Raw genomic sequence first — 19,864 nt, forward strand, 5'->3', positions numbered from 1 at the left:
AAACCGGGCGCGGGGCTTCCTCCCGCGCCCTTGATGTCAGGCGTAGAGCGAGGCCCAGCGGCTGATCAGCTGTCCCTGGAGCTTGCGCGAGCGGCTGATCCAGGCTTCGGATCCGGGCGGGTTCTCGCGCGCGGCGACCGGCACCGCATCGCGTCGCGCAGGGTCTCCGGTAAAGATCGCAAAGATCATCTCGCGTCCGCCGGGGGGGGTAATATAGCCCGCCAGAGCCGAGACAAAATTCAGCGTGCCGGATTTCGCCATGACCTTGACCGGATGGCCTTTGATCACCTTGCCCTGCGCGTCTTTCATGCCGACATCGCGGAGGATGGGCTTCAGGCCGCGCCCGTCACGGGCTGCGCGGAGCAGGATCTGCGCCATATCCTGCGCCGAGATCCGCGAAGCGCCACCGAGGCCCGAATGGTCGGCAAAGCTCGCACCGACGGCAAAGCTCTGCCGCACCCAGGCCGTCATGGCCTGGCCCGAGGCGGCGATACTCCCGGCGCCCGAAGCGCTCAGCCCCGAACATTCGGCGGTGATATTCGTGGACCAGCGCAGCATACCGCGCAGCACTTCGGGAAGCGCCTCGCTCTCGACCCGCGCAAGCTCGTCGCTGCGCGGAAGGGCCTGAACCGCCTGACCTTCCGGCAGGGTCACGCCCTGGGCTTTCGCAAGGGTGCGGAAGACCTCGGCGGTGTAAAGCCCGGTCAGCCGCACCGGCAACCAGCGCGAGCCCCCCTTGCCAAGCGCGCCAGAGGCAACCGTCCAGTCCTCGCGAGAAGCGCCGCCTTTATAGGTATAAAGCGGCGTCTCGCGACTGGCGACCTTCATCCCGACCATCGAAACCTGGGGGATAAACCGCTCGCCCCGGGCATCCATCGCGACCGACCAGTCTGCGCCGGCCTTTTTCCATTCAAAATGCACGCGGTTGAAATTCAGGTTCAGCCCGGACAGCGCCGGGTTATAGCCAACCTGGTCCGGCTGATCAGCGGCGATATGCGCGGCATAGGGCAGCGCGCCCTCCCAATACAGCAGCCGCCCCGAGACGCCCTTAACGCCGCGCTTGGCCAGCCGTGCCGCCAGATCGCCCAGCTGATCGGTCTGCAGCGTGGCATCGCCGCCGCCCGCCAGCACCAGATCGCCCTGGATCACGCCGCCCTGGATCGGGCCCGTGGCCAGAAGACGCGTGACAAAACGCCGACCTGACCCGAGCTTTTCCAGCGCATAAAGCGCGGTGACTGCCTTGGTCACCGAGGCCGGCGGCAGAGCGGTCCCCGCTTCGCGCCCTTCCAGCACCGCACCGGTCTTCGCATCCATCAGCACGAAACCGACCGTTCCCGTAAGTTTTGCCGCCTGGACAAGCGCCTCGGCATCGGTGGTCACAGCGGATTTCTGCCCCGGCGCCGCTTTGCCGGCACCCCGGTCATCGCCCCTGAGTTTCGGACGCGGCGAAGAAGTCATCACCTCGCCGCAAGCCGGCAGCGCCGCGCTGGCGAGCATCGCCGCAAGCAATCCACGTCTTGAAATCACTGACCGATTCCCCCGGTTACGCCGCATGTGTTTACCTTATCCGGCGCGGATCGCACAGCCGCCGGAACGGGATCACCTGATAACAGCATTGTGAACATTTGCCGAAAACACGGCTGCCGGGCGAGGGATCATTCGCCGCGCGGGAACCGTTTGGAATCCTCCAGCACATTGAGATCCATGTGGTTTCGCATGTAGCGTTCAGACGCGGCGCGGAGCGGCTGGTGATCCCAGGGGAACCAGGCCCCGTTTCTCAGCGCCTCATAGACCACCCAGCGCCGGGCCTGGCTTTCGCGCACCTCGGCGTCATAAGCCGCCAGATCCCAGCGCTGATCGGCCTCGGCCCGGAACCAGGCCAGCACCTCCGCCGCGCGAGGGTCGTCGGCCAGATTCTGGCGCTCCAGCGGGTCATGGGCGAGGTCATAAAGCTGATCGGGATCCGCGGCGCAGCGGATATATTTCCAGGCCCCCTCACGCAGGCAGACCAGTGGCGAGATCGAGCCCTCGGCCGCATATTCCATCGCGACCGGGCCGCGCGCCGCCCCGGCGGCGACCGGCAAAAGATCAACTCCTGCAGTCCAGGGCATCACCTCTGACATGTCGATCCCCGCCAGCGCGCAAAGCGTCGGCGTCACGTCGATGGTCGAGACCGGCGTTTCCACGAGGCCAGGCGCAAGGCCAGGCGCCGCGATCATCAGCGGAACCCGCGCCGAGCCCTCGAAGAAGTTCATTTTGAACCAAAGGCCCCGGTCGCCCAGCATATCGCCGTGATCCGAGACGAAAAACACTACCGCCTCCTGGCGCGTGGCCTCAAGCACATCGAGGATCTCGCCAATCTTGTCGTCGATATAGGAGATATTGGCGAAATAGCCCTGCCGGGCGCGGCGGATATGGTCAGGCGTGATGTCAAAGGCCTGGAAATCGCAGGCTTCCATCAAACGCTGCGAATGAGGATCCATCCGGTCGAAAGGGATGGTCCCGGGCGGCTCGCATTCCGGGGCGCCTTCATAAAGATCCCAGTATTTGCGGCGCGCGACATAGGGGTCATGCGGATGGGTGAAAGAGACGGTCAGCGCCCAGGGCCGCGCATCCCCCCCGCGCGAAAGATCATAGAGCTTCTGGACCGCCTGGAAGGCGACATCGTCATCATATTCCAGCTGATTGGTGATCTCGGCCACACCCGCGCCGGTGACCGAGCCAAGATTGTGATACCACCAGTCGATCCGCTCGCCGGGTTTGCGATAGTCGGGCGTCCAGCCGAAATCAGCGGGGTAGATATCGGTGGTGAGGCGTTCTTCGAACCCGTGCAGCTGATCGGGGCCAACGAAATGCATCTTGCCCGAGAGCGCGGTCTGATAGCCGGCGCGGCGCAAATGATGGGCATAGGTTGGGATATCCGAGGTGAATTCGGCGGCATTGTCATAGACGCGGGTACGGCGCGGCAGCTGGCCTGACATGAACGAAGCCCGCCCCGGCGCACAAAGCGGGCTGCCGGTATAGCTGTTTGCGAATCTCACCGACCGGGCCGCCAGCTTCCTGAGATTGGGCGCATGGAGGAAGGCGGCCGGGCCGTCGGGAAACAGCGTTCCGTTCAGCTGATCGACCATCAGGATCAGAATATTCGGACGCGCATTCATCTTCATTCCCCTGCAGACGGTATTGATTTCGCAATTTGGTGGCGCGTGTTCCGGCGCGGCGCAAGATCATTTCCGGCTCGCCCCGGGTGCGAGGGCGTTCTCAGACAAAGACCTGCCGCTTTCAGGCTACTTTTCGGAAGGATCGTGGATTTACTCGGGCTTACGCGCTCCCTTCTGAAAGGCAGCCATGTCGCATTCCTGGCAAGACAGCATCACCGAGGCAAAACGGGCCATATCGCCCGCAAGGGTGCCATGCCGGCAGCAGCCGGATCGGTCCGGCGCTTACGGTGCTGACGAAAACCGCGCCAGGAAGGTCTTTTCTGCCAATGGGTTGCATTCCTGGAAGGCGCGCGTTTATGTTTGCCGCGATATGGTTGAAGACAGACGGGCCTGGCCCGGGGGCAGCTTTGCCCCGCCTCATCTTTCACACCATCGCGGTTGTGCCGGAACCGGTGTGGCCAGCATGGACAACCAGAGACTGATATATTCCGGGGCATCTGCCTCTGTCTGGTCTCGACGGACAACCGCAGGGTTTGTCCGCAACGAAAACATTTGCCCGATGCCCCGCTTCGCGCTTTTATTGACTCAATAATCAAAAACAGAATCCGGTGATGCCAAAAGGCGGACCGGAGAAAAACCGACAGAAAACCGACAGGGAGAAAATGAATGTCCGAGAAACTCGACTGGATGGTCGCCCGTGCCCGCGCCGGCAAAATGAACCGCCGCGAATTCATCGGCCGGACCACCGCGATGGGGGTCTCTGCCGCGCTGGCCTCGGCGCTGTTCACCAAAGCGGCCCAGGCCGAGGCGAAGAAAGGCGGCACCATCCGTGTGGGCCTTGCGGGCGGCGAAAGCACCAATACGCTCGATCCGGCGCTGGCCGCTTCGGTCGTGCCGCAGGTCGGCAATGCGCAATGGGGCGAGCAGCTCGTTGACATGAACCCGGACGGGACCATTGATTTCCGGATCGGCGAAGAGGCTTCTTCGAGCCCGGATTCGAAGGTCTGGACCTTCAAGATCCGCCAGGGGCTGACCTTCTCGAACGGGGCGCCGGTCACCACCGAAGACGTGCTGGCGACCTTTAAGCGCCATACCGACGAACAGGCGCAATCGGGCGCGCTCGGGATCGTCAAGGGCATCACCGATATGAAGGCGGAAGGCGACAAGCTGACGCTGACACTTGATGCGGGTTCGGCCGACCTTCCTTACCTGCTGACCGATTACCACCTGATCATCCAGCCCGGCGGCGGTTACGACAACCCCAATGCCGGCATCGGCGCCGGCCCCTATATCCTCGAGACCTTCGAGCCCGGCGTCCGCTACGTTTTGCAAAAGAACCCGAATTACTGGGACCCGAATATGGGTCACGCCGATACGGTCGAGATTCTCTCGATCAATGACAACACCGCCCGCACCGCCGCGCTGCAATCGGGCCAGGTTCATATGATGAACCGGATCGACCCGAAAATCGCGCAGCTTCTGGCCGGCGCCCCCGGTGTCGAGGTGCGGCGCGCAATCGGGCGTGGCCATTACGTCTTCATCATGCATGTCGACACGGCGCCCTTTGACAATAACGATCTGCGGACCGCGCTGAAGCTTGCGGTCAAGCGCGACGAGATGGTGGAAAAGGTGCTGGGCGGGCTTGGCTCTGTGGGCAATGACTTCCCGATCAATGCGGCCTATCCGTTGTTCGACGACAGCATTCCCCAGCGCGAATATGACGCGGCGGCGGCCAAAGCGGCCTATGACAAATCCGGCCATGACGGCAGCCCGATCATCCTGCGCACCGCGCCGGGCGCCTTCCCCGGCGCGGTTGACGCGGCGAACCTCTTTGCCGCTTCGGCCCAGGCCGCCGGCATTCCGCTGCAGATCCAGCTTGAGCCCGATGACGGCTACTGGACCAATGTCTGGAATGTGCAGCCCTTCTGCGCCAGCTACTGGGGGGGCCGTCCGGTCCAGGACCAGATGTATTCCACCGCTTACCTGTCCACAGCGGAATGGAATGACACCAGGTTCAAGAACGCCAAATTTGACGAGCTGCTGCTGGCGGCCCGGGCAGAGCTGGACGAGACCAAGCGCAAGGCCGATTACTCGGAAATGGCGCATATTGTGCGGGACGAGGGCGGGTTGATCCTGCCGATGTTCAACGAATTCGTGGCAGGTATCCGGTCGAATGAAATCGGCGGCTGGGTGGACGATCCGAATGCCGAGATGATGAACTACCGCGCTCCGTCCAAGTGCTGGCTGGTCTGAGGACGCATCGGTGCATCCAATCCTGAAACTTCTGGTCCAGCGCATCGCGCTGGGCCTCTTGCTGCTGTTGGCGGTTTCGGCAGTGATCTTCCTCGGCGTCGAGGCCCTGCCCGGTGATACGGCGCAGGCCATTCTCGGCCAGTCCGCGACGCCCCAGGCGCTGGAGAACCTGCGCGCGCAGATGGGGCTCGATCAGCCCGCGCTGACGCGTTACTTTAACTGGCTCGGCGGGGTGATGACCGGCGATCTGGGCAAGGCCCTCACCAATGGTGTCGATATCGCGCAGGCCATCGGGCAACGCCTGGGGAATACGCTGTTTCTGGCCGGATGCGCCGCCATGATCGCGGTGCCGCTGGCGCTGATCCTTGGCGCGGTGGCTGCCCGCTATGCCGGCCGCTGGCCCGATAAGGTGATCTCGGCGGTCACGCTGACCACGATCAGTCTGCCGGAATTCGTCGCCGCCTATTTCGTGATTTACCTGCTCACGATCGTCTTCCCGGTCTTCCAGCCGGTCGCCATTGTCTTTCCCGGGATGAGCTTCTGGGCGAAATTGCAGGCCGTGGCTTTGCCGGTCATCGTCCTCGTGATGGTGGTGCTCGCGCATATGATGCGGATGACCCGCGCCGCGATCCTCAATGTCATGCAATCGGCCTATATCGAGACGGCCGAATTGAAGGGCCTCTCGCCCATGACGATCATCTGGAAGCACGCTTTCCCCAATGCCATCGCGCCGGTGATCTCGGTGGTGGCGATCAACCTCGCCTATCTGGTGGTCGGCGTTGTCGTGGTCGAAGTGGTGTTCTCCTATAACGCACTCGGCCAGTATCTGGTCGACCATGTGACCAAACGCGACCTGCCGGTGGTGCAGGCCGTCGGGCTGATCTTTGCCGCCGTCTATATCGGGCTGAACATCATCGCCGATGTGACCTCGATCATCGCCAACCCGAGACTGAGGCATCCGAAATGAGAATACCGCCCTCAGCCCTTATCGGCCTTATCCTCACCGGCGTCTTTGTGTTTTCAGCGATCTTCGCCGATCTGATCATGCCCTATGCCTATGACCTTCCCGTCGGAGGCCAGTGGGAAAGCCCCTCTGCCACACATTGGTTCGGCACCGACACAATTGGCCGCGACATCCTTTCGCGGCTGATCAAAGGCGGCCAGATCACGATATTTGTCGCCCTGGCGGCTTCGATCATCTCTTTCTCGATGGGGTCGTTCTTTGGCTTCATGGCGGCAGTTCAGGGCGGCTGGACCGACCAGATCCTGTCGCGGATCTGCGATCTGATGATGGCGATCCCCTCGCTGATCGTGGCGCTGGTTCTCTTGTCGGTGCTGCCGCTGAACCTGACGGTCCTGATCCTTGTGATGGGGGTGCTCGATTCCACCCGCGTCTTCCGTCTCGCCCGCGCGGTCGCGATGGATATTGCAGTGATGGAATATGTCGAAGCGGCGCGGCTGCGCGGTGAAAAAGGCACCTGGGTGATCTTTCGCGAGATCCTCCCCAATGCGCTGTCGCCACTGGTCGCTGAGTTTGGCCTGCGGTTCATCTTCGCGGTACTCTTCATCTCGACGCTTTCCTTCCTTGGTCTTGGCGTGCAGCCGCCGCTGGCGGATTGGGGCGGCATGGTGAAGGAAAACAAGGACGGACTGACCTACGGGATCTCGGCGGCGATGGTGCCGGCGCTGGCGATTGCCGCGCTCGCGATCTCGGTCAACCTGGTGGCCGACTGGGTGCTGTCGCGCACCTCCAGCCTGAAAGGAGGCCGCGGATGACTGACAGACCAGGACATAACGGGCCGCTTCTGGAAATCCGTGGTCTCGTGATCGAGGCCACGTCTTACCCGCCGGGCGAGCCGCCAAAGAACGTGACCCTGGTGCATGGCGTCGATGTGACGCTGCAAAAGGGCAAGGTTCTGGGGCTGATCGGCGAATCCGGCGCGGGGAAATCGACCATCGGGCTTTCATCCATGTCTTACGGGCGTGGTGGCGTGCGGCTGACCGGAGGCGAGATCCTTCTGAACGGGCGCGAGATCCGTACGGCCTCCGCTGCGACCCTGCGCAAGATCAGGGGGAAAGAGGTCACTTACGTTTCGCAATCGGCGGCGGCCTCGTTCAACCCGTCGAAACGGCTGATGGATCAGGTGATCGAGACCTGCCTGTCGCACGGCCTCATGTCGAAATCCGAGGCCCAGGCGCGGGCGATCACCCTGTTTCGCAAGCTCGGCCTGCCCTCGCCGGAAACCATCGGCAACCGCTATCCTCATCAGGTCTCGGGCGGGCAGCTGCAGCGGGTCATGACGGCGATGGCGCTTTGCCCCAAGCCCGATCTGGTGGTGTTTGACGAGCCCACCACTGCGCTGGATGTGACCACCCAGATCGACGTTCTAGCCGCGATCAAAGAGGCGATCCGCGACACCGGCGTCGCCGCGCTTTATATCACGCATGATCTGGCCGTGGTGGCCCAGGTCGCCGATGAGATCATGGTGCTGCGCCAAGGTCGCAAGGTCGAACTCGGTTCCACCGATCAGATCATCAACCGCCCCACCGAGGATTACACCAAAGCGCTGGTTTCTGTCCGCAGCATCGAGCATGCGGAAAAGCCCGAAGACGCGCCGCTTCTGAAGATCGACTGCGTCACGGCACGTTATGCCGGGACCAATTTCGATGTCCTGAAGAATATCACGATTGATCTGCCGCCTGGGCAGACGCTCGCAGTGGTTGGCGAAAGCGGCTCGGGCAAATCAACGCTGGCGCGGGCGATCACCGGCCTCTTGCCGCCGTCAAAGGGCCGGATCAGTTTTGACGGGCGCCAGCTGTCGCAGGCCTTTGCCGGGCGCACGCGCGACGATCTGCGTCAGATCCAGATGATCTACCAGATGGCCGATACCGCGATGAACCCGCGCCAGACGGTCGGAACCATCATCGGCAGGCCGCTGGAGTTCTATTTCGGCCTGAAAGGCAGCGCGCGCGACAAGCGGGTGCAGGAGCTTCTCGACCAGATCGAGATGGGCAAAGGCTTTGCCGACCGCTACCCGGCGGAACTGTCGGGCGGTCAGAAACAGCGTGTCTGCATCGCGCGGGCGCTGGCGGCAAAACCGAAGCTGATCATCTGCGACGAGGTCACATCGGCGCTGGATCCGCTGGTGGCGGATGGCATCCTGAAACTGCTGCTGGAACTTCAGGCCGAAACGCAGATGGCCTATCTCTTCATCACCCATGATCTGGCAACCGTGCGCGCCATCGCCGACAAGATCGCAGTGATGTATAAGGGCGAAGTGCGGCGTTACGGGCAGAAGAGCGATGTACTGGCACCGCCCTTCGACGATTACACCGACCTGCTGCTGTCCTCGGTGCCAGAGATGGAACTGGGCTGGCTGGAGGGCGTGCTGGAACACCGTCGCCAGACCGGGATCGGCAAAGCCGGCGCCGGCAACTGATCCGGCCAGAAGATACGGCCCGCCTGTCACCAGGCGGGCCGTTTCATCTCAGCCGGCGTAATCGGGTTCCTCGCGGTCGAGGATCGCGCGGATCTCGGACAGATGGGCGTTCGCAAAACCGGGATAGGCCTCCCATTCTGCAGCGGTCTTTTCCGCCACCGCATCCGACATCAGCCGCAGGGGCCGTCCGGTCGACAGGGCACGGATATAGGTCTCGGCAGCGCGCTCAAAGTAATAGAGACGGTTGAAGGCCTCGGCGACCGAGCGGCCGATCACCAGCACACCGTGATTGCCCATGATCAGCGTGTGGATCTTCGGATCGGCGAGCAGTTCGGCGCAGCGGGCGCCCTCCTCCTCGAATGCCATTCCGCCATAATGGCCATCAACCACCTGGCGGCCATGGAACATCGCGGAATTCTGGTCGATGGCGGGCAGATGCGAGTCTTCAAGCGCCGCCAGCACCGTCGCATGGACCGAATGGACATGCATCACACAGACCGCATGCGGACAGGCCCGGTGAATGGCGCCATGCAGCCCCCAGGCGGTCGGGTCCGGCGCATCGGGGCGCTGCATCGTATCGGGGTCTTCCGCGTCGATCTCGACCAGCGAGGTGGCGGTGATGCGCGAGAAATGCCGCCCGTTCGGGTTGATCAGAAACCGGGTTCCGCCCGGGTTTATCGCCAGCGAAAAATGGTTCGCCACCGCCTCATGCATATTAAGCCGCACCGTCCAGCGGAAGGCCGCTGCAAGGTCACAGCGCTGGATTTCATGGGTCAGATTACTGTGCTGGTTCATTTACGCCTCCCTGCCGTTATTTATGCGGCCAGCCTGCACGGAGCCGTCCTCACAATCAAGATGGCAGCATCAAGGCAGCTCTGACGCGGAAATTCCTGAATCCAACCCTGAAATAAGCCCAATCAGACCGCAAGATAACAGCCAGGCCGAGAGCCCTCCCGGCCTCTGCGCATATCCCCCTATCCCCGGAACACCGCGATGCAGGCTGATCATTCCTTTGACCTAGGCGGCGCAGTCAGGATCGGTAATGGGTTTCGCGCGCTCTGTGTCACCAGCACCGAAACCGCGCCACTCGCCGGGCGGCTGGCGGCTCTGGGGGGACGGATCGAAACCGAAACCGAACTTTACACTGCACTCTCGGTCGTGATCGACGATCCGCGCGACTGCGATATCCTGGTGCTCGACTGCGACAGCCTCGGTGCCGGTGATGTGGCGCAGGTGGTCACACGCACCCTCACGGCGGTCCGGTCGCGGCTGCCGGTGGTGCTGATCAGCGCCGGCTTCCCGACCCATGTCTTCCCTGATGCCCGTGAAGAGCCGATCCGGCTGCGGGCACCGGTTTCGGATCTGAGCCTTCGGATCGGCTGCGAACATGCGCTGCGCGATCTGACCCGCTGGGCGACCGCCTGAGGCCCCCGGCCCGAGCGGCATCCATACAGCAACCGCTGGATCGCAAATGAAAAAAGGCGGCCACGGGGCCGCCCTTTCTGTTTCAGCTGGCGCCTGAAGGCTTATGCCAGTGCGATATTGATCGCGGATTCGCGACCGTCACGGCCGGCTTCGATGTCGAAGGTCACAGCCTGGCCGTCTTTCAGACCGCGCAGACCGGCGCGCTCCAGCGCGGTGATGTGAACGAAGACGTCTTTCTTGCCACCCTCGGGGGCGATGAAGCCGAAGCCCTTGGTTTCATTGAACCATTTCACGGTGCCGTTGGCCATCGTGAGATCTCCTGATCGTATCTCCGCCCACGTTATGTGGCGGACTGGCGCAGTCAGCTTTTTGGTCGATGGCTGTAGGCCGTATGGCGGAGACAGGTCGAAAGAAGATAACGTCGCACCTGTCCTATGCCCCGAAATGCAGGAAAGGGCAAGTGAAAGCTGGGCTTTGCGCGGTTTACCGGCGGATCACGGCGGTCAGCCACCGCCCCCTCGTCGCCCTGAAATCTGCCACAAGTTGCCCTCGGTCGGTTCCTCTGGGTGAAAGCCGGGGCTTCCCGCAAAAGGGCGCAGGGTGCGAGAGCGGCCGGAAAACCTGAACCAGGGACCGGCGCGCCAAGGCCACTCGGGAAGCGCATCACTCCACCAGGAAACAACGTCACGATTGCCATGGTCTGGCGCAGCTGTCTGCCTGAACGCCCCGCAATCCCTGCGCTTCCCGCAAACAATGGGCGGACTGTTTGGAAGTTAGTGGCGCGGGGATTTCCAGGGCGGTGAGGTGATCATCACGCGGCGGATCCACCGTCGCTTTGCACCATGTTTCCCCAGAGGGCTGGCCTGCATTGTCTGGCAGGCCAGCTCTGGTCAGGGAAGCCTTAGGTCAGAGAAACCTGAGGTCAGGCTCTGGCCTTACCCGGATCAGAATACGTCAAAAAGATAGAGAATAATGATGATCGGGATCGGGATACCCAGCAACCAGGCGCCAATTCCTTTCATGATGATCTCCTTTCGCATTGGTTCCAGGACAGAGATCCAACGCATTCAACCGCCGGGGGTTCCCGACGCCGGTGAGGCCCCGGCGTTCAGCGGCATTCCTCTGCCTGCCAGGTGCCGCGCAGGAAGGCCCCGATCCGCCCGACGATACGCGGATGGGTGACCAGCATCAGATGACCGCCGCCGGGCACAACGCAGAGGGTGGCATCCAGCCGTCTCGCCAGCCGCGCCACCCCGCCCGGGGAAAACACCGGATCGACACTGCCATGCAGGAAAAGGACTGTGGCCCCCGACCGGACAGCCTCGGGCGACAGGGTCCAGCCCAGAAGATCGCCGGTATGTGCCCGGCCAAGACCCTTCACCGGCAGGATCAGGTGATCGCGGTCGCGTGCCGCCCGTCTTTCGGCCAGGCGCCTTATCGTCGGATCCTTGCGCCAGCCATAGCCGTAAAGCAGCACCTTGTAATACTCGCCCCAGACCGCGCGCGGCGCCAGCGAGCCCGCCGTCAGCGCCGACGCCCCGACCGCCAGCATGCCCCGCGCCCCGGATTCGTAGGCGCCGGGGAAAGGTGTCACCCCAGACAGGACCACGACGCGAACGGAGCGCTGCGGCCCGATCCTGCCAGCCGCCTCGATGGCAATGGCGCCGCCGGTGGAAAAGCCAAGGATCTCGATCCGGGCGCCGGGATAATGCGCTGCATGGCGCGCGATGGCAGCCGCGACCTCTGCCACGCGCATCGGCGGGTCGAGCGGCTGGCCCTCGAGCCCCGGAAAGCGGTATTCCATCACCAGATGGCCCGGCCCCGAAGGCCGACGCAGCGTCCCGAAAATATGCGCGGTCGAAAGCGCGCCGGGGATGAGATAGGTGATCCGCTCTGGCCGTCCCTTCCCCCGTGCGACCTCGTGGATCAGCGCCGCAGGCCCCGGAACGGCCTTGGTCGTGTTGAGCGCACCGCGCTCCGGCTGCGGCGTCACCTCGGCGGGCTGGCGCGCCGGGCCGCAACCGGCCAGAAAAAGCCCCATGACCGCGGCAAGACAAACCAGATGCCACCGCCAGGACTGCCTGCCGGGCAGCCCGGCACCCTGCCTGTCATGAACCACATCGCCGCGCCGCATCACCAGGACCGTCCAGCTTCAACCGGTTGTGATCCTGCCGGGGCCATCGCCGCGACGCAACCGCGCATCTTCGGCCTCCCGCCGGTCGTTGCCACACAATCCTGCGAGGCTGCCGCCTTGTGCTGCAGCCGCCCCGCCTCACCCCGGGAAATTCCCCGGCACATGCCGGTTCCGGCGCGTGTCTGATCGGCGTATCGCGGCGCGCGCGCCTTGCCCCCGCGCGTCCGGATCGCTACATGAGGGCCAATCCTGCCCAATTCCTGCACGGAAATCCCATTCGGAGCGACCTCATGGCCAGCTATCAATATGTCTATCACATGGACGGCGTCTCGAAGACCTATCCCGGCGGGAAGAAGGTTTTCGAAAACATCCATCTGAACTTTCTGCCCGGCGTCAAAATCGGTGTCGTCGGTGTCAACGGCGCCGGTAAATCGACGCTGCTGAAGGTCATGGCCGGCCTCGACAAGGATTTCCAGGGCGAGGCCTGGGCCGCCAAGGGCGCCAAAGTCGGCTATCTGCCGCAGGAGCCGCAGCTCGATGAGACGCTGAATGTGCGTGAAAACGTCAAACTGGGCGTCGCCGAGAAACAGGCGAAACTCGACCGCTATAACGAAGTGGCGATGAACTATTCCGACGAGACCGCCGAGGAAATGGCGCGTCTCCAGGATGAGATCGACGCCGAGAACCTCTGGGATCTCGACAGCAAGATCGACATCGCGATGGAAGCGCTGCGTTGCCCGCCCGATGATGCCGATGTCTCGACCCTTTCGGGCGGCGAGCGTCGTCGGGTGGCACTTTGCAAGCTGCTCCTTGAAGAGCCGGATATGCTGCTCCTTGACGAGCCGACCAACCACCTTGACGCCGAGACCATCGCCTGGCTGCAAAAACACCTGATCGAGTATAAGGGCACCATCCTGACGGTTACCCATGACCGTTACTTCCTTGACGATATCACGACCTGGATTCTCGAGCTGGAACGCGGCCGTGGCCTGCCGCATGAGGGAAATTACTCCTCCTGGCTGGAAGCCAAGGCCAAGCGCATGGCGCAAGAGGCCCGTGAGGATAAGGCCAAGCAAAAGGTCATGGAGAAGGAGCTTGAGTGGATCCGGCAGGGTGCGAAAGCCCGCCAGACCAAATCGAAAGCCCGTATCCAGGCCTATGACAAGCTGGTCGATGAGGCATCGCTTAAAGACCGCGTGGGCAAGGCTCAGATCGTCATCCCGAATGGCCCGCGCCTTGGCGGCAAGGTGATTGAGGTCGAGGGTCTGAAAAAAGCGATGGGCGACAAGCTTCTGATCGAGGATCTGAGCTTCACCCTGCCGCCGGGCGGTATCATCGGTGTGATCGGGCCGAACGGCGCCGGGAAATCGACCCTTTTCAAGATGCTGGTTGGCCTTGAACAGCCAGATGAAGGCACCGTGAAGCTGGGCGATACGGTCAAGCTGTCTTATGTCGATCAGTCGCGCGATGCGCTCGATTCCGACAAGAACGTCTGGGAAGAAATCTCGGGCGGGGCAGAGATCATCCATCTCGGCGATGCACAGCTCTCGTCGCGCAACTATGTCGGTGCCTTCAACTTCAAGGGCACTGATCAGCAGAAAAAGGTCGGCCTTTTGTCGGGGGGCGAACGCAACCGCGTCCACCTCGCGAAGCTCTTGAAATCCGGTGGCAACCTGCTGCTGCTCGATGAGCCGACCAACGATCTCGACGTCGAAACGCTCCAGGCGCTTGAAGCGGCGATCGAGGATTTCGCGGGCTGCGCGGTGATCATCAGCCACGACCGCTTCTTCCTCGACCGGCTCTGTACCCATATTCTGGCATTCGAGGGCGACGCGCATGTCGAGTTCTTCGAGGGCAACTTCGATGACTACGAGAAAGACAAGATCCGCCGCCTCGGCGTCGATGCCGCAGCGCCGAAACGGGTGAAATACAAGAAATTCACCCGCTGATACAGGCAACCTGCAAAAAAGCCACTCCCGATCCGGCCGGATTGGGAGCGGCTTTTTTGGTTATAAACGACCGGGGCATCGCAGCCCTACCCCGCCCTGCGATACCCTGTTTCTGCTGCAAAGCGTGATCCCCGGGAGGGAGAGGCCCACGTCGCCTCCTCCCCGAACCACAGCATCCATCGACAAAATCCGTCGCGCAGCTCAGGCGCAGGGGGCACAGCCCGTGAACTCAGGCCGCTGCTCGCAAACCGATCATCCCCCTCGCGCCTGAAACTCCCGGAACGCCTCGGCCTCGCGCAGGCCTTTGACACGCCTCTCCGGCTCAGAATTGCAGGCATGGCTCTCCACAAGGTCGCGAAAGGATCCGATCACCACGCCCATCTGCAAGACGGGTTGCCCGGTCACTGGATCCTGGCACTTGCGGCACAATGCCAGCTTCACCCCCCATCGCCCCCCCCTTCCCCTCGCGACGGGCGCGACTGGGACTGTTTTTCGGGACCCGCTGACCGCGTCGGATCCTCGCAACAGGCACGCCGGCAGACGCCAGCAGATCAACGGCTTACCCGAGGAAGCCCCGCTGACCCGATCCATCATTTCGTGACGCTGGGCGCTTTTTTCCTCTTGCACCTCCCCCAAGCCCAGACTAAATAACGCCGCATCGCAGGCGTGAAGTCAGCGATACCTCAAGGTGGGGCCATAGCTCAGCTGGGAGAGCGCTTGAATGGCATTCAAGAGGTCAGGAGTTCGATCCTCCTTGGCTCCACCAATTAAAACATGGCAAGTGCCAGATAGATCTTCCATTAATGACAGTGGATTGTCCATTTTATTGGAAATCTGCGTCTATAGGAGAGTGTGAAGCCGGTAGAGGTAGCTCTGCTGGCTTTTTTGTTGCCCTAGGATAAGTTCACGTCTCATCATGGCGCGCTATTCGGCCAGGTCCGAGGCGATGAGCAAGTAGAGCCAGAATATTCCCCTGTCGAACCCGACGACCACCTACGTAGCGGAGTTTTTCAACGTTCCCTGAAGTCGCAAACAATCAGCTTGGGCTCGCGCTTATGAATCTGCAGATTCATGGCTGCATCGGGGTGGAGGACGCGAAGCGGCTATGTGACCTTGGCATGGCCATACCAGAGCGCGTGCTAAGGTCCGATGCGCGTGGCGAGCCGCGTACGTTTGAGGCCATTGAATTAGGGCTGCAGGCGATAATCGAAATAGGACGAATCGAGATTGCCAGAGCTGTGAAGCATCCGTTTGTTGCAGCGGCGTTTACGCGGATGGATGTCGACCAGTTTGCTGAAGACGATCATGTGGTCTTCAGCGTTTCTTACCTTGAACGCGCTGAGGTGGCAGAGATCAAGACGGCCTGGCTCCGGTCAGCCGTACAATGGCACCCTTAGGCTGCGCGACCACCTTGTCATGTTCGGCCCAAAGCCGCCGGTCGACACCGACTTATGCTGCTTTGCCGCATTCCCGGAAGCGGCCGTTCGTCCTGCTCCGCAGCAAAGACTTATCACACGGGCTAGAATGGCGGTGCATGGAGCAAAGCTGCCGCTTTCGTGCACCAGCAGCCACGGCAGGTTTCGGCGGCACCAGACGTGCACCCGGCTGCGCCGCCTATCCCTGCATTAGCTAAGCGCCTCAACAATTTGCCTCGGGAAATCGTCTGCGAGTGCCCGCGAAACCGCTTTCAGGCATGGTTGCGCTGCGTCGCCCTTCTCGTTGCGCAGCAATGCGACCCAGCGTGACGGATGGTAGCGGACGAGCATGCCGAGCATGTACGACAGGAGGAAAGATCGAAGCAGTTCAGACAAGCGATCTCCGCTGGGGAATGCCTCGACGATAAACATGCCGTCATTTCCCGAGAACTGCACGAGAGGCAATTCGCTTTTCAGAACGTTCAGGTCAGGCCCATCGACGAGGAAGTGCGCGCCGGGTATCGAGAGACGGCGGCCCAGTGCCACATTCACAGCACGGTTCGCCGGCTGCCCGAACCGATTCCGGATGTCGTCTTCGGTGCTAGAAAGCCCGTAAAGTGTGACATCGACGCCGCGCCCCTTGGTGGCGACGAGCTCCCCGATATGGACCTTGGCCGTGCGTTTGGTGGTCTGCGGATAGAGTGAGAGGAGCCGGTGGTCTCGCGAGATGAGGTCGTCGAGCGTGAGTTCATAAGCTCCATCGGCGAATGCCGGTCGGGGGAATGCCGCGTAGTAAGAGCCCTCCCTCATGCCTGGCGATGACCACCAAGTCGTATTCTGGACATTGCCTACCGACTCGACGAGTTCGCCGAAGGTCCCGTTAGTGGCTCTGATGCGGACGTTGAGGAGCTTGTCGATACCGCCTGACAGGGTGCCGCCCCAATCGACTGCCTCAAGCCCATGGCTTTGGCGGAGGCTTTCCTCCTTCTTGCTTGGGTTGCGCAGCATGATCAGACCGCGACACGTCGATAGCACGCCGTAATATAGGAGTAGGGGGCGGACGCTGGTCGCGGCTACGGCTGCGGCGTCAAAGTACTCCCGCCCTTGAATGAAGCAGGTGTTGATGGATTGGGCACCGCGCGCGTTTAACTGCCTACCATGGCGGTTATGGAACCAAGCCTCAACATAGTCGCGGCTTTCGAACATCGAAAGCGTTTCCCAGTATATATGGTTGTTCCGGTCGCCTCGAATGCTCATTGGTGTAACTCCGTATCCTAGAAAGTAAGCGTGTATCGACGCCACTCCGCGCGCAAGCTGATCAGCGCATTTGGGAATCTGTGATGAAAGGGAAAATCTCCCCGCAAGGCTACACAGCCTGAAGATCTAAATCTTGAAAAGATCTAGCCAGAGACCAGAAATCTTTTTTGGAATTTCGGCGGGGCGATCAATGTCTCCCCAGTCATCGAAAAATTTGATGACGTGAGGCTTTGTTCGCTCTGGGATCGAGTTAGTCGCGCCACAAAGATGTTGCCACATCCAGAGCCTGATTGCGCGCTTGTGGTCGTAAAGCTGATTTCGGCCCGTTTCGCCCTGCTCTTCCGTTACCAGAACCGGAGCGCCGAAATAGTCCCTGAGATCGGCTTCGCTGGCTGTAGCATCGAGAAACTTTCGATACATAGATGGCTTGATCATCTTCGCGACTGCTAAAGAAATTGCTGCCTCTCTCCAGCCATAGAGTGTCCGCTGTTCGTCCCAGACCACATCGGGAAATATTGAGATCTGAGACATGACGCGACCGACATCACGGACGGAAATGGTATTGGTCTTTTCAACGATCTTCAGGTGATCTGTTACGTAGTCGGCGGCTTTCTGTGTGAGACCCATCTTCCTCGCGAGGTGGCTGGCGTAAAAGGGTATTGCTCTCTTCGAGTCGTAATCTCCTACGGTGTCTGGAAGAGAAAATGTGAGGTTGATGAATTTCCTGAGGTATGCTTCAGCGTCGATTTCCGATCCATATCTGGCCTTAACGCTGTTCTCGAGCGCCGAGAGATTTACCCCAAGAATGAAATGCACCTTCGAAACTGCGAAGAAGTGCTTTATGACTTCGAGGACATCGAGAGCATAGTCGGGTCGGCACCGGTCAAGTTCGTCAACAACTATGACCAAAGGCCTCACGTCACCATCCGCCCCTTCCGACTTTTGTAGTGCAACGATTGCGGCGCGGAACTCCTCCATCGCCGCCCTGCGTCCCTCTTCGGCCTTCCAGAAGCTGTCGACTGCCGTTTCGGCGTCTTTACTCAAGGAACCTACAACCGCGTCACCCAGATCGCTGAGTGCTTCCGTCGCGCCGAAGGTCGCAAGCGCCAAAGCAGCTCGGGCAGCCGGGCGAACGACCTTTGCGGCCGCTACACGAATGCCCTTCATCTTCGTCTGCGCTTTCGGAAGGCGTTCCCCCAATGCGGCCACCAGCCCGACGAGAGGGTCGCCGAAACAGTCATTGGCAAAGGCATCGAAGTAGACCGTAATCGCCTTGCCGTCATTCTCCGTCTTGTGGGCCCCGACCCATCGCTTGAGGAAGAACGACTTCCCTGCGCCCCACTGGCCGTCGAGTGCTATGACCAACGGATCCTCTATCCGGTCAACTAGCTCGGAAAGTGACTTCCCAATCTTGGCGCGGTCTAGGACGTCGTCTTCGAAACCCTGTTCGTAGAGGGTGATGTCATCGTTGGGTGGGAGAAACTTCATAAGGCAACTGCACTCTGCTCATCGACCGCAGATTTGTATATGGCGGCAGTCGAAATTATTGTTCTCTGCCATTATGACCATGTCATTGCTCGGGAAAAGGGGCTTCGTCGTGCCCCCGGTTGCCGTGCTCTGGATGACTGTAGCTATCGATCCAGCGCGCCGATGATTGACCTATTAGTTCGTGGTCCTGTCGAGCGTCATCTATGCCACAAGTGACTGGCCCACGTTCTGATGTCGCGGAGAGGAACGCACGCTATGTGACACGGCCGGGTCCTGTCCGGGGCAAGCTGCACCATGCCAAGACCGGAGCCGGCGCGGTCGCCATTGCGGTGGCTGCAGCCATTCCTGGTACGATCGTCAGCAACCTGCTGCCCCGGCCGATGACGATGCTGACCTTCGGGCACCCGTCCGGTCGCCTCAAAATCGGCGCGGAAGCAGCCGAAACCGATGGCAGGAGGCAGGAGGCAGGAGGCAGGAGGCAGGAGGCAGGAGGCAGGAGGCAGGAGGCAGGAGGCAGGAGGCAGGTCACAAAAGCCGTCATGAGCCGAAGAGCAAGGCGGTTGCTGGTCGGGCAGGTGTTTACGCCATCGCTGCAGGATGGTTCAGTTCATGTAGTCCGTGGGTGCCCGGGCAAGGACCAGACTGAACTTCCTCCTCTAAACTTCGAGCAGCATGCTGCAGCACAGCAACCGATAGATTCGACGGGCTTAGCCGATCCCGGCCACAGTCTTGCCAACCCGGCCCTTACCCGCCGTTCGGTCGTCACTGATGCTGCTCTGCGGCGCTCACGAAAGACGTCGTTCGAAGCGTAATGCAGCAAATCAGCCGCTCCTTCGCCCCTAAGCTCGGTTATTCGGCCTCGCGGCAGCTGCCGACTGGGCCGCGACGGTGCCGCGGCCCAGCCCTTTCAGGCCGTGACCATTGCCGGAGTACGAACGCCGAGCGCAATCAGAACCCCGGCGATCAGCAGCACCGCGCTGCCATAGACATTGACGCCGCTAGCGCCCGCGTCTTCGTGTAGGATCTCGCCCGGTGCTGCGCCAAGCGCGATGGCGAACTGGATCGCAGCGACGTTCAAGCAACAGTCGCTTTCCGCCTAGTCAAGGGCGACAGGGTGTTCCAGGTCAAGCAAGCGTCCGGAATACCGCCAAAGGCCATACCCTCGAGCGCTACGAGAACAAGGCTGAGGATCGACGCGGTGCTCATCTGCCTCGACATCCGGTAGTCCGCTCTGGCGCACCAACTCGGCGAAATGCGACAGCGATGCCTCCAAAGCATGAACCATGTTCTCCGCGAGTTGGAATCCCTGAGATCTAGGAGTCGCGGCAGTAGGGCGGGGAAC

At 61.5% G+C, this 19,864-nt stretch carries 15 protein-coding genes and 1 tRNA gene; 8 read left to right on the plus strand and 8 right to left on the minus strand.

From position 1 onward, the window contains the following. Positions 1-36: 36 nt before the first annotated feature. Together dacB and betC are read right to left on the minus strand one after the other, a co-directional pair. The gene (dacB, locus tag BLW25_RS12045) at positions 37-1,527 is read right to left on the minus strand and encodes a D-alanyl-D-alanine carboxypeptidase/D-alanyl-D-alanine endopeptidase (RefSeq protein ID WP_253188410.1); all 1,491 of its coding nucleotides are present in this window, start codon (positions 1,525-1,527) and stop codon (positions 37-39) included. Between the two features lie 128 nt (positions 1,528-1,655). Then, positions 1,656-3,161, minus strand: coding sequence for a choline-sulfatase (gene betC, locus BLW25_RS12050; protein ID WP_092901993.1), 1,506 nt, complete (start codon positions 3,159-3,161; stop codon positions 1,656-1,658). Between the two features lie 666 nt (positions 3,162-3,827). On the opposite strand from betC, the gene BLW25_RS12055 reads away from it, so the two are divergent. The 4 genes from BLW25_RS12055 to BLW25_RS12070 are packed head-to-tail and all read left to right on the plus strand — an operon-like array spanning position 3,828 to position 8,854. Then, positions 3,828-5,414, plus strand: coding sequence for an ABC transporter substrate-binding protein (locus BLW25_RS12055; protein WP_092899346.1), 1,587 nt, complete (start codon positions 3,828-3,830; stop codon positions 5,412-5,414). Positions 5,415-5,424: 10 nt separating this feature from the next. Next, on the plus strand, positions 5,425-6,381 hold the full coding sequence (locus BLW25_RS12060) for an ABC transporter permease (protein ID WP_092899348.1): 957 nt from the start codon (positions 5,425-5,427) through the stop codon (positions 6,379-6,381). Then, positions 6,378-7,190: an ABC transporter permease gene (locus tag BLW25_RS12065; RefSeq protein ID WP_092899350.1), complete on the plus strand. Its 813-nt coding sequence runs from the start codon at positions 6,378-6,380 to the stop codon at positions 7,188-7,190. Before BLW25_RS12060 ends, BLW25_RS12065 begins: the two co-directional genes overlap by 4 nt. Next, positions 7,187-8,854: an ABC transporter ATP-binding protein gene (locus tag BLW25_RS12070; protein WP_092899352.1), complete on the plus strand. Its 1,668-nt coding sequence runs from the start codon at positions 7,187-7,189 to the stop codon at positions 8,852-8,854. Before BLW25_RS12065 ends, BLW25_RS12070 begins: the two co-directional genes overlap by 4 nt. A 48-nt stretch (positions 8,855-8,902) precedes the next feature. Here the strand turns inward: BLW25_RS12070 and BLW25_RS12075 are convergent, their stop codons facing one another. After that, positions 8,903-9,649, minus strand: coding sequence for a class II aldolase and adducin N-terminal domain-containing protein (locus BLW25_RS12075; RefSeq protein ID WP_092899354.1), 747 nt, complete (start codon positions 9,647-9,649; stop codon positions 8,903-8,905). A 198-nt stretch (positions 9,650-9,847) separates the two neighbouring features. Between BLW25_RS12075 and BLW25_RS12080 the strand changes: the two genes are divergently transcribed. Beyond that, positions 9,848-10,279 carry a hypothetical protein gene (locus tag BLW25_RS12080; RefSeq protein WP_092899356.1) on the plus strand — a complete coding sequence of 144 codons (432 nt, stop codon included), beginning with the start codon at positions 9,848-9,850 and terminating at the stop codon, positions 10,277-10,279. A 101-nt stretch (positions 10,280-10,380) separates the two neighbouring features. On the opposite strand, the gene BLW25_RS12085 is transcribed toward BLW25_RS12080, so the two are convergent. Further along, complete coding sequence (locus BLW25_RS12085; RefSeq protein WP_092899358.1) at positions 10,381-10,587, minus strand: cold-shock protein; 207 nt, start codon at positions 10,585-10,587, stop codon at positions 10,381-10,383. Positions 10,588-11,387: 800 nt separating this feature from the next. Beyond that, complete coding sequence (locus BLW25_RS12090; protein ID WP_092899360.1) at positions 11,388-12,413, minus strand: alpha/beta hydrolase; 1,026 nt, start codon at positions 12,411-12,413, stop codon at positions 11,388-11,390. 290 nt (positions 12,414-12,703) lie between these two features. On the opposite strand from BLW25_RS12090, the gene ettA reads away from it, so the two are divergent. Beyond that, positions 12,704-14,362: an energy-dependent translational throttle protein EttA gene (ettA, locus tag BLW25_RS12095; RefSeq protein ID WP_092899362.1), complete on the plus strand. Its 1,659-nt coding sequence runs from the start codon at positions 12,704-12,706 to the stop codon at positions 14,360-14,362. Between the two features lie 690 nt (positions 14,363-15,052). Further along, positions 15,053-15,128, plus strand: a tRNA-Ala gene (locus tag BLW25_RS12105). 859 nt (positions 15,129-15,987) lie between these two features. On the opposite strand, the gene BLW25_RS12115 is transcribed toward BLW25_RS12105, so the two are convergent. After that, positions 15,988-17,034: a YaaC family protein gene (locus BLW25_RS12115; protein ID WP_092899368.1), complete on the minus strand. Its 1,047-nt coding sequence runs from the start codon at positions 17,032-17,034 to the stop codon at positions 15,988-15,990. A 126-nt stretch (positions 17,035-17,160) separates the two neighbouring features. Next, complete coding sequence (locus BLW25_RS12120; protein ID WP_092899370.1) at positions 17,161-18,522, minus strand: P-loop NTPase fold protein; 1,362 nt, start codon at positions 18,520-18,522, stop codon at positions 17,161-17,163. A 203-nt stretch (positions 18,523-18,725) separates the two neighbouring features. Between BLW25_RS12120 and BLW25_RS25340 the strand changes: the two genes are divergently transcribed. Then, on the plus strand, positions 18,726-19,334 hold the full coding sequence (locus BLW25_RS25340) for a PrpF domain-containing protein (protein WP_092899372.1): 609 nt from the start codon (positions 18,726-18,728) through the stop codon (positions 19,332-19,334). A 95-nt stretch (positions 19,335-19,429) separates the two neighbouring features. Here BLW25_RS25340 and BLW25_RS24385 read toward each other — a convergent pair whose 3' ends face one another. Continuing rightward, positions 19,430-19,600: a hypothetical protein gene (locus BLW25_RS24385; protein WP_171909539.1), complete on the minus strand. Its 171-nt coding sequence runs from the start codon at positions 19,598-19,600 to the stop codon at positions 19,430-19,432. Positions 19,601-19,864: the final 264 nt, after the last annotated feature.

Origin of the sequence: Rhodobacter sp. 24-YEA-8, assembly GCF_900105075.1 — a bacterium.
In the GTDB taxonomy this organism is placed as follows: domain Bacteria; phylum Pseudomonadota; class Alphaproteobacteria; order Rhodobacterales; family Rhodobacteraceae; genus Pseudogemmobacter.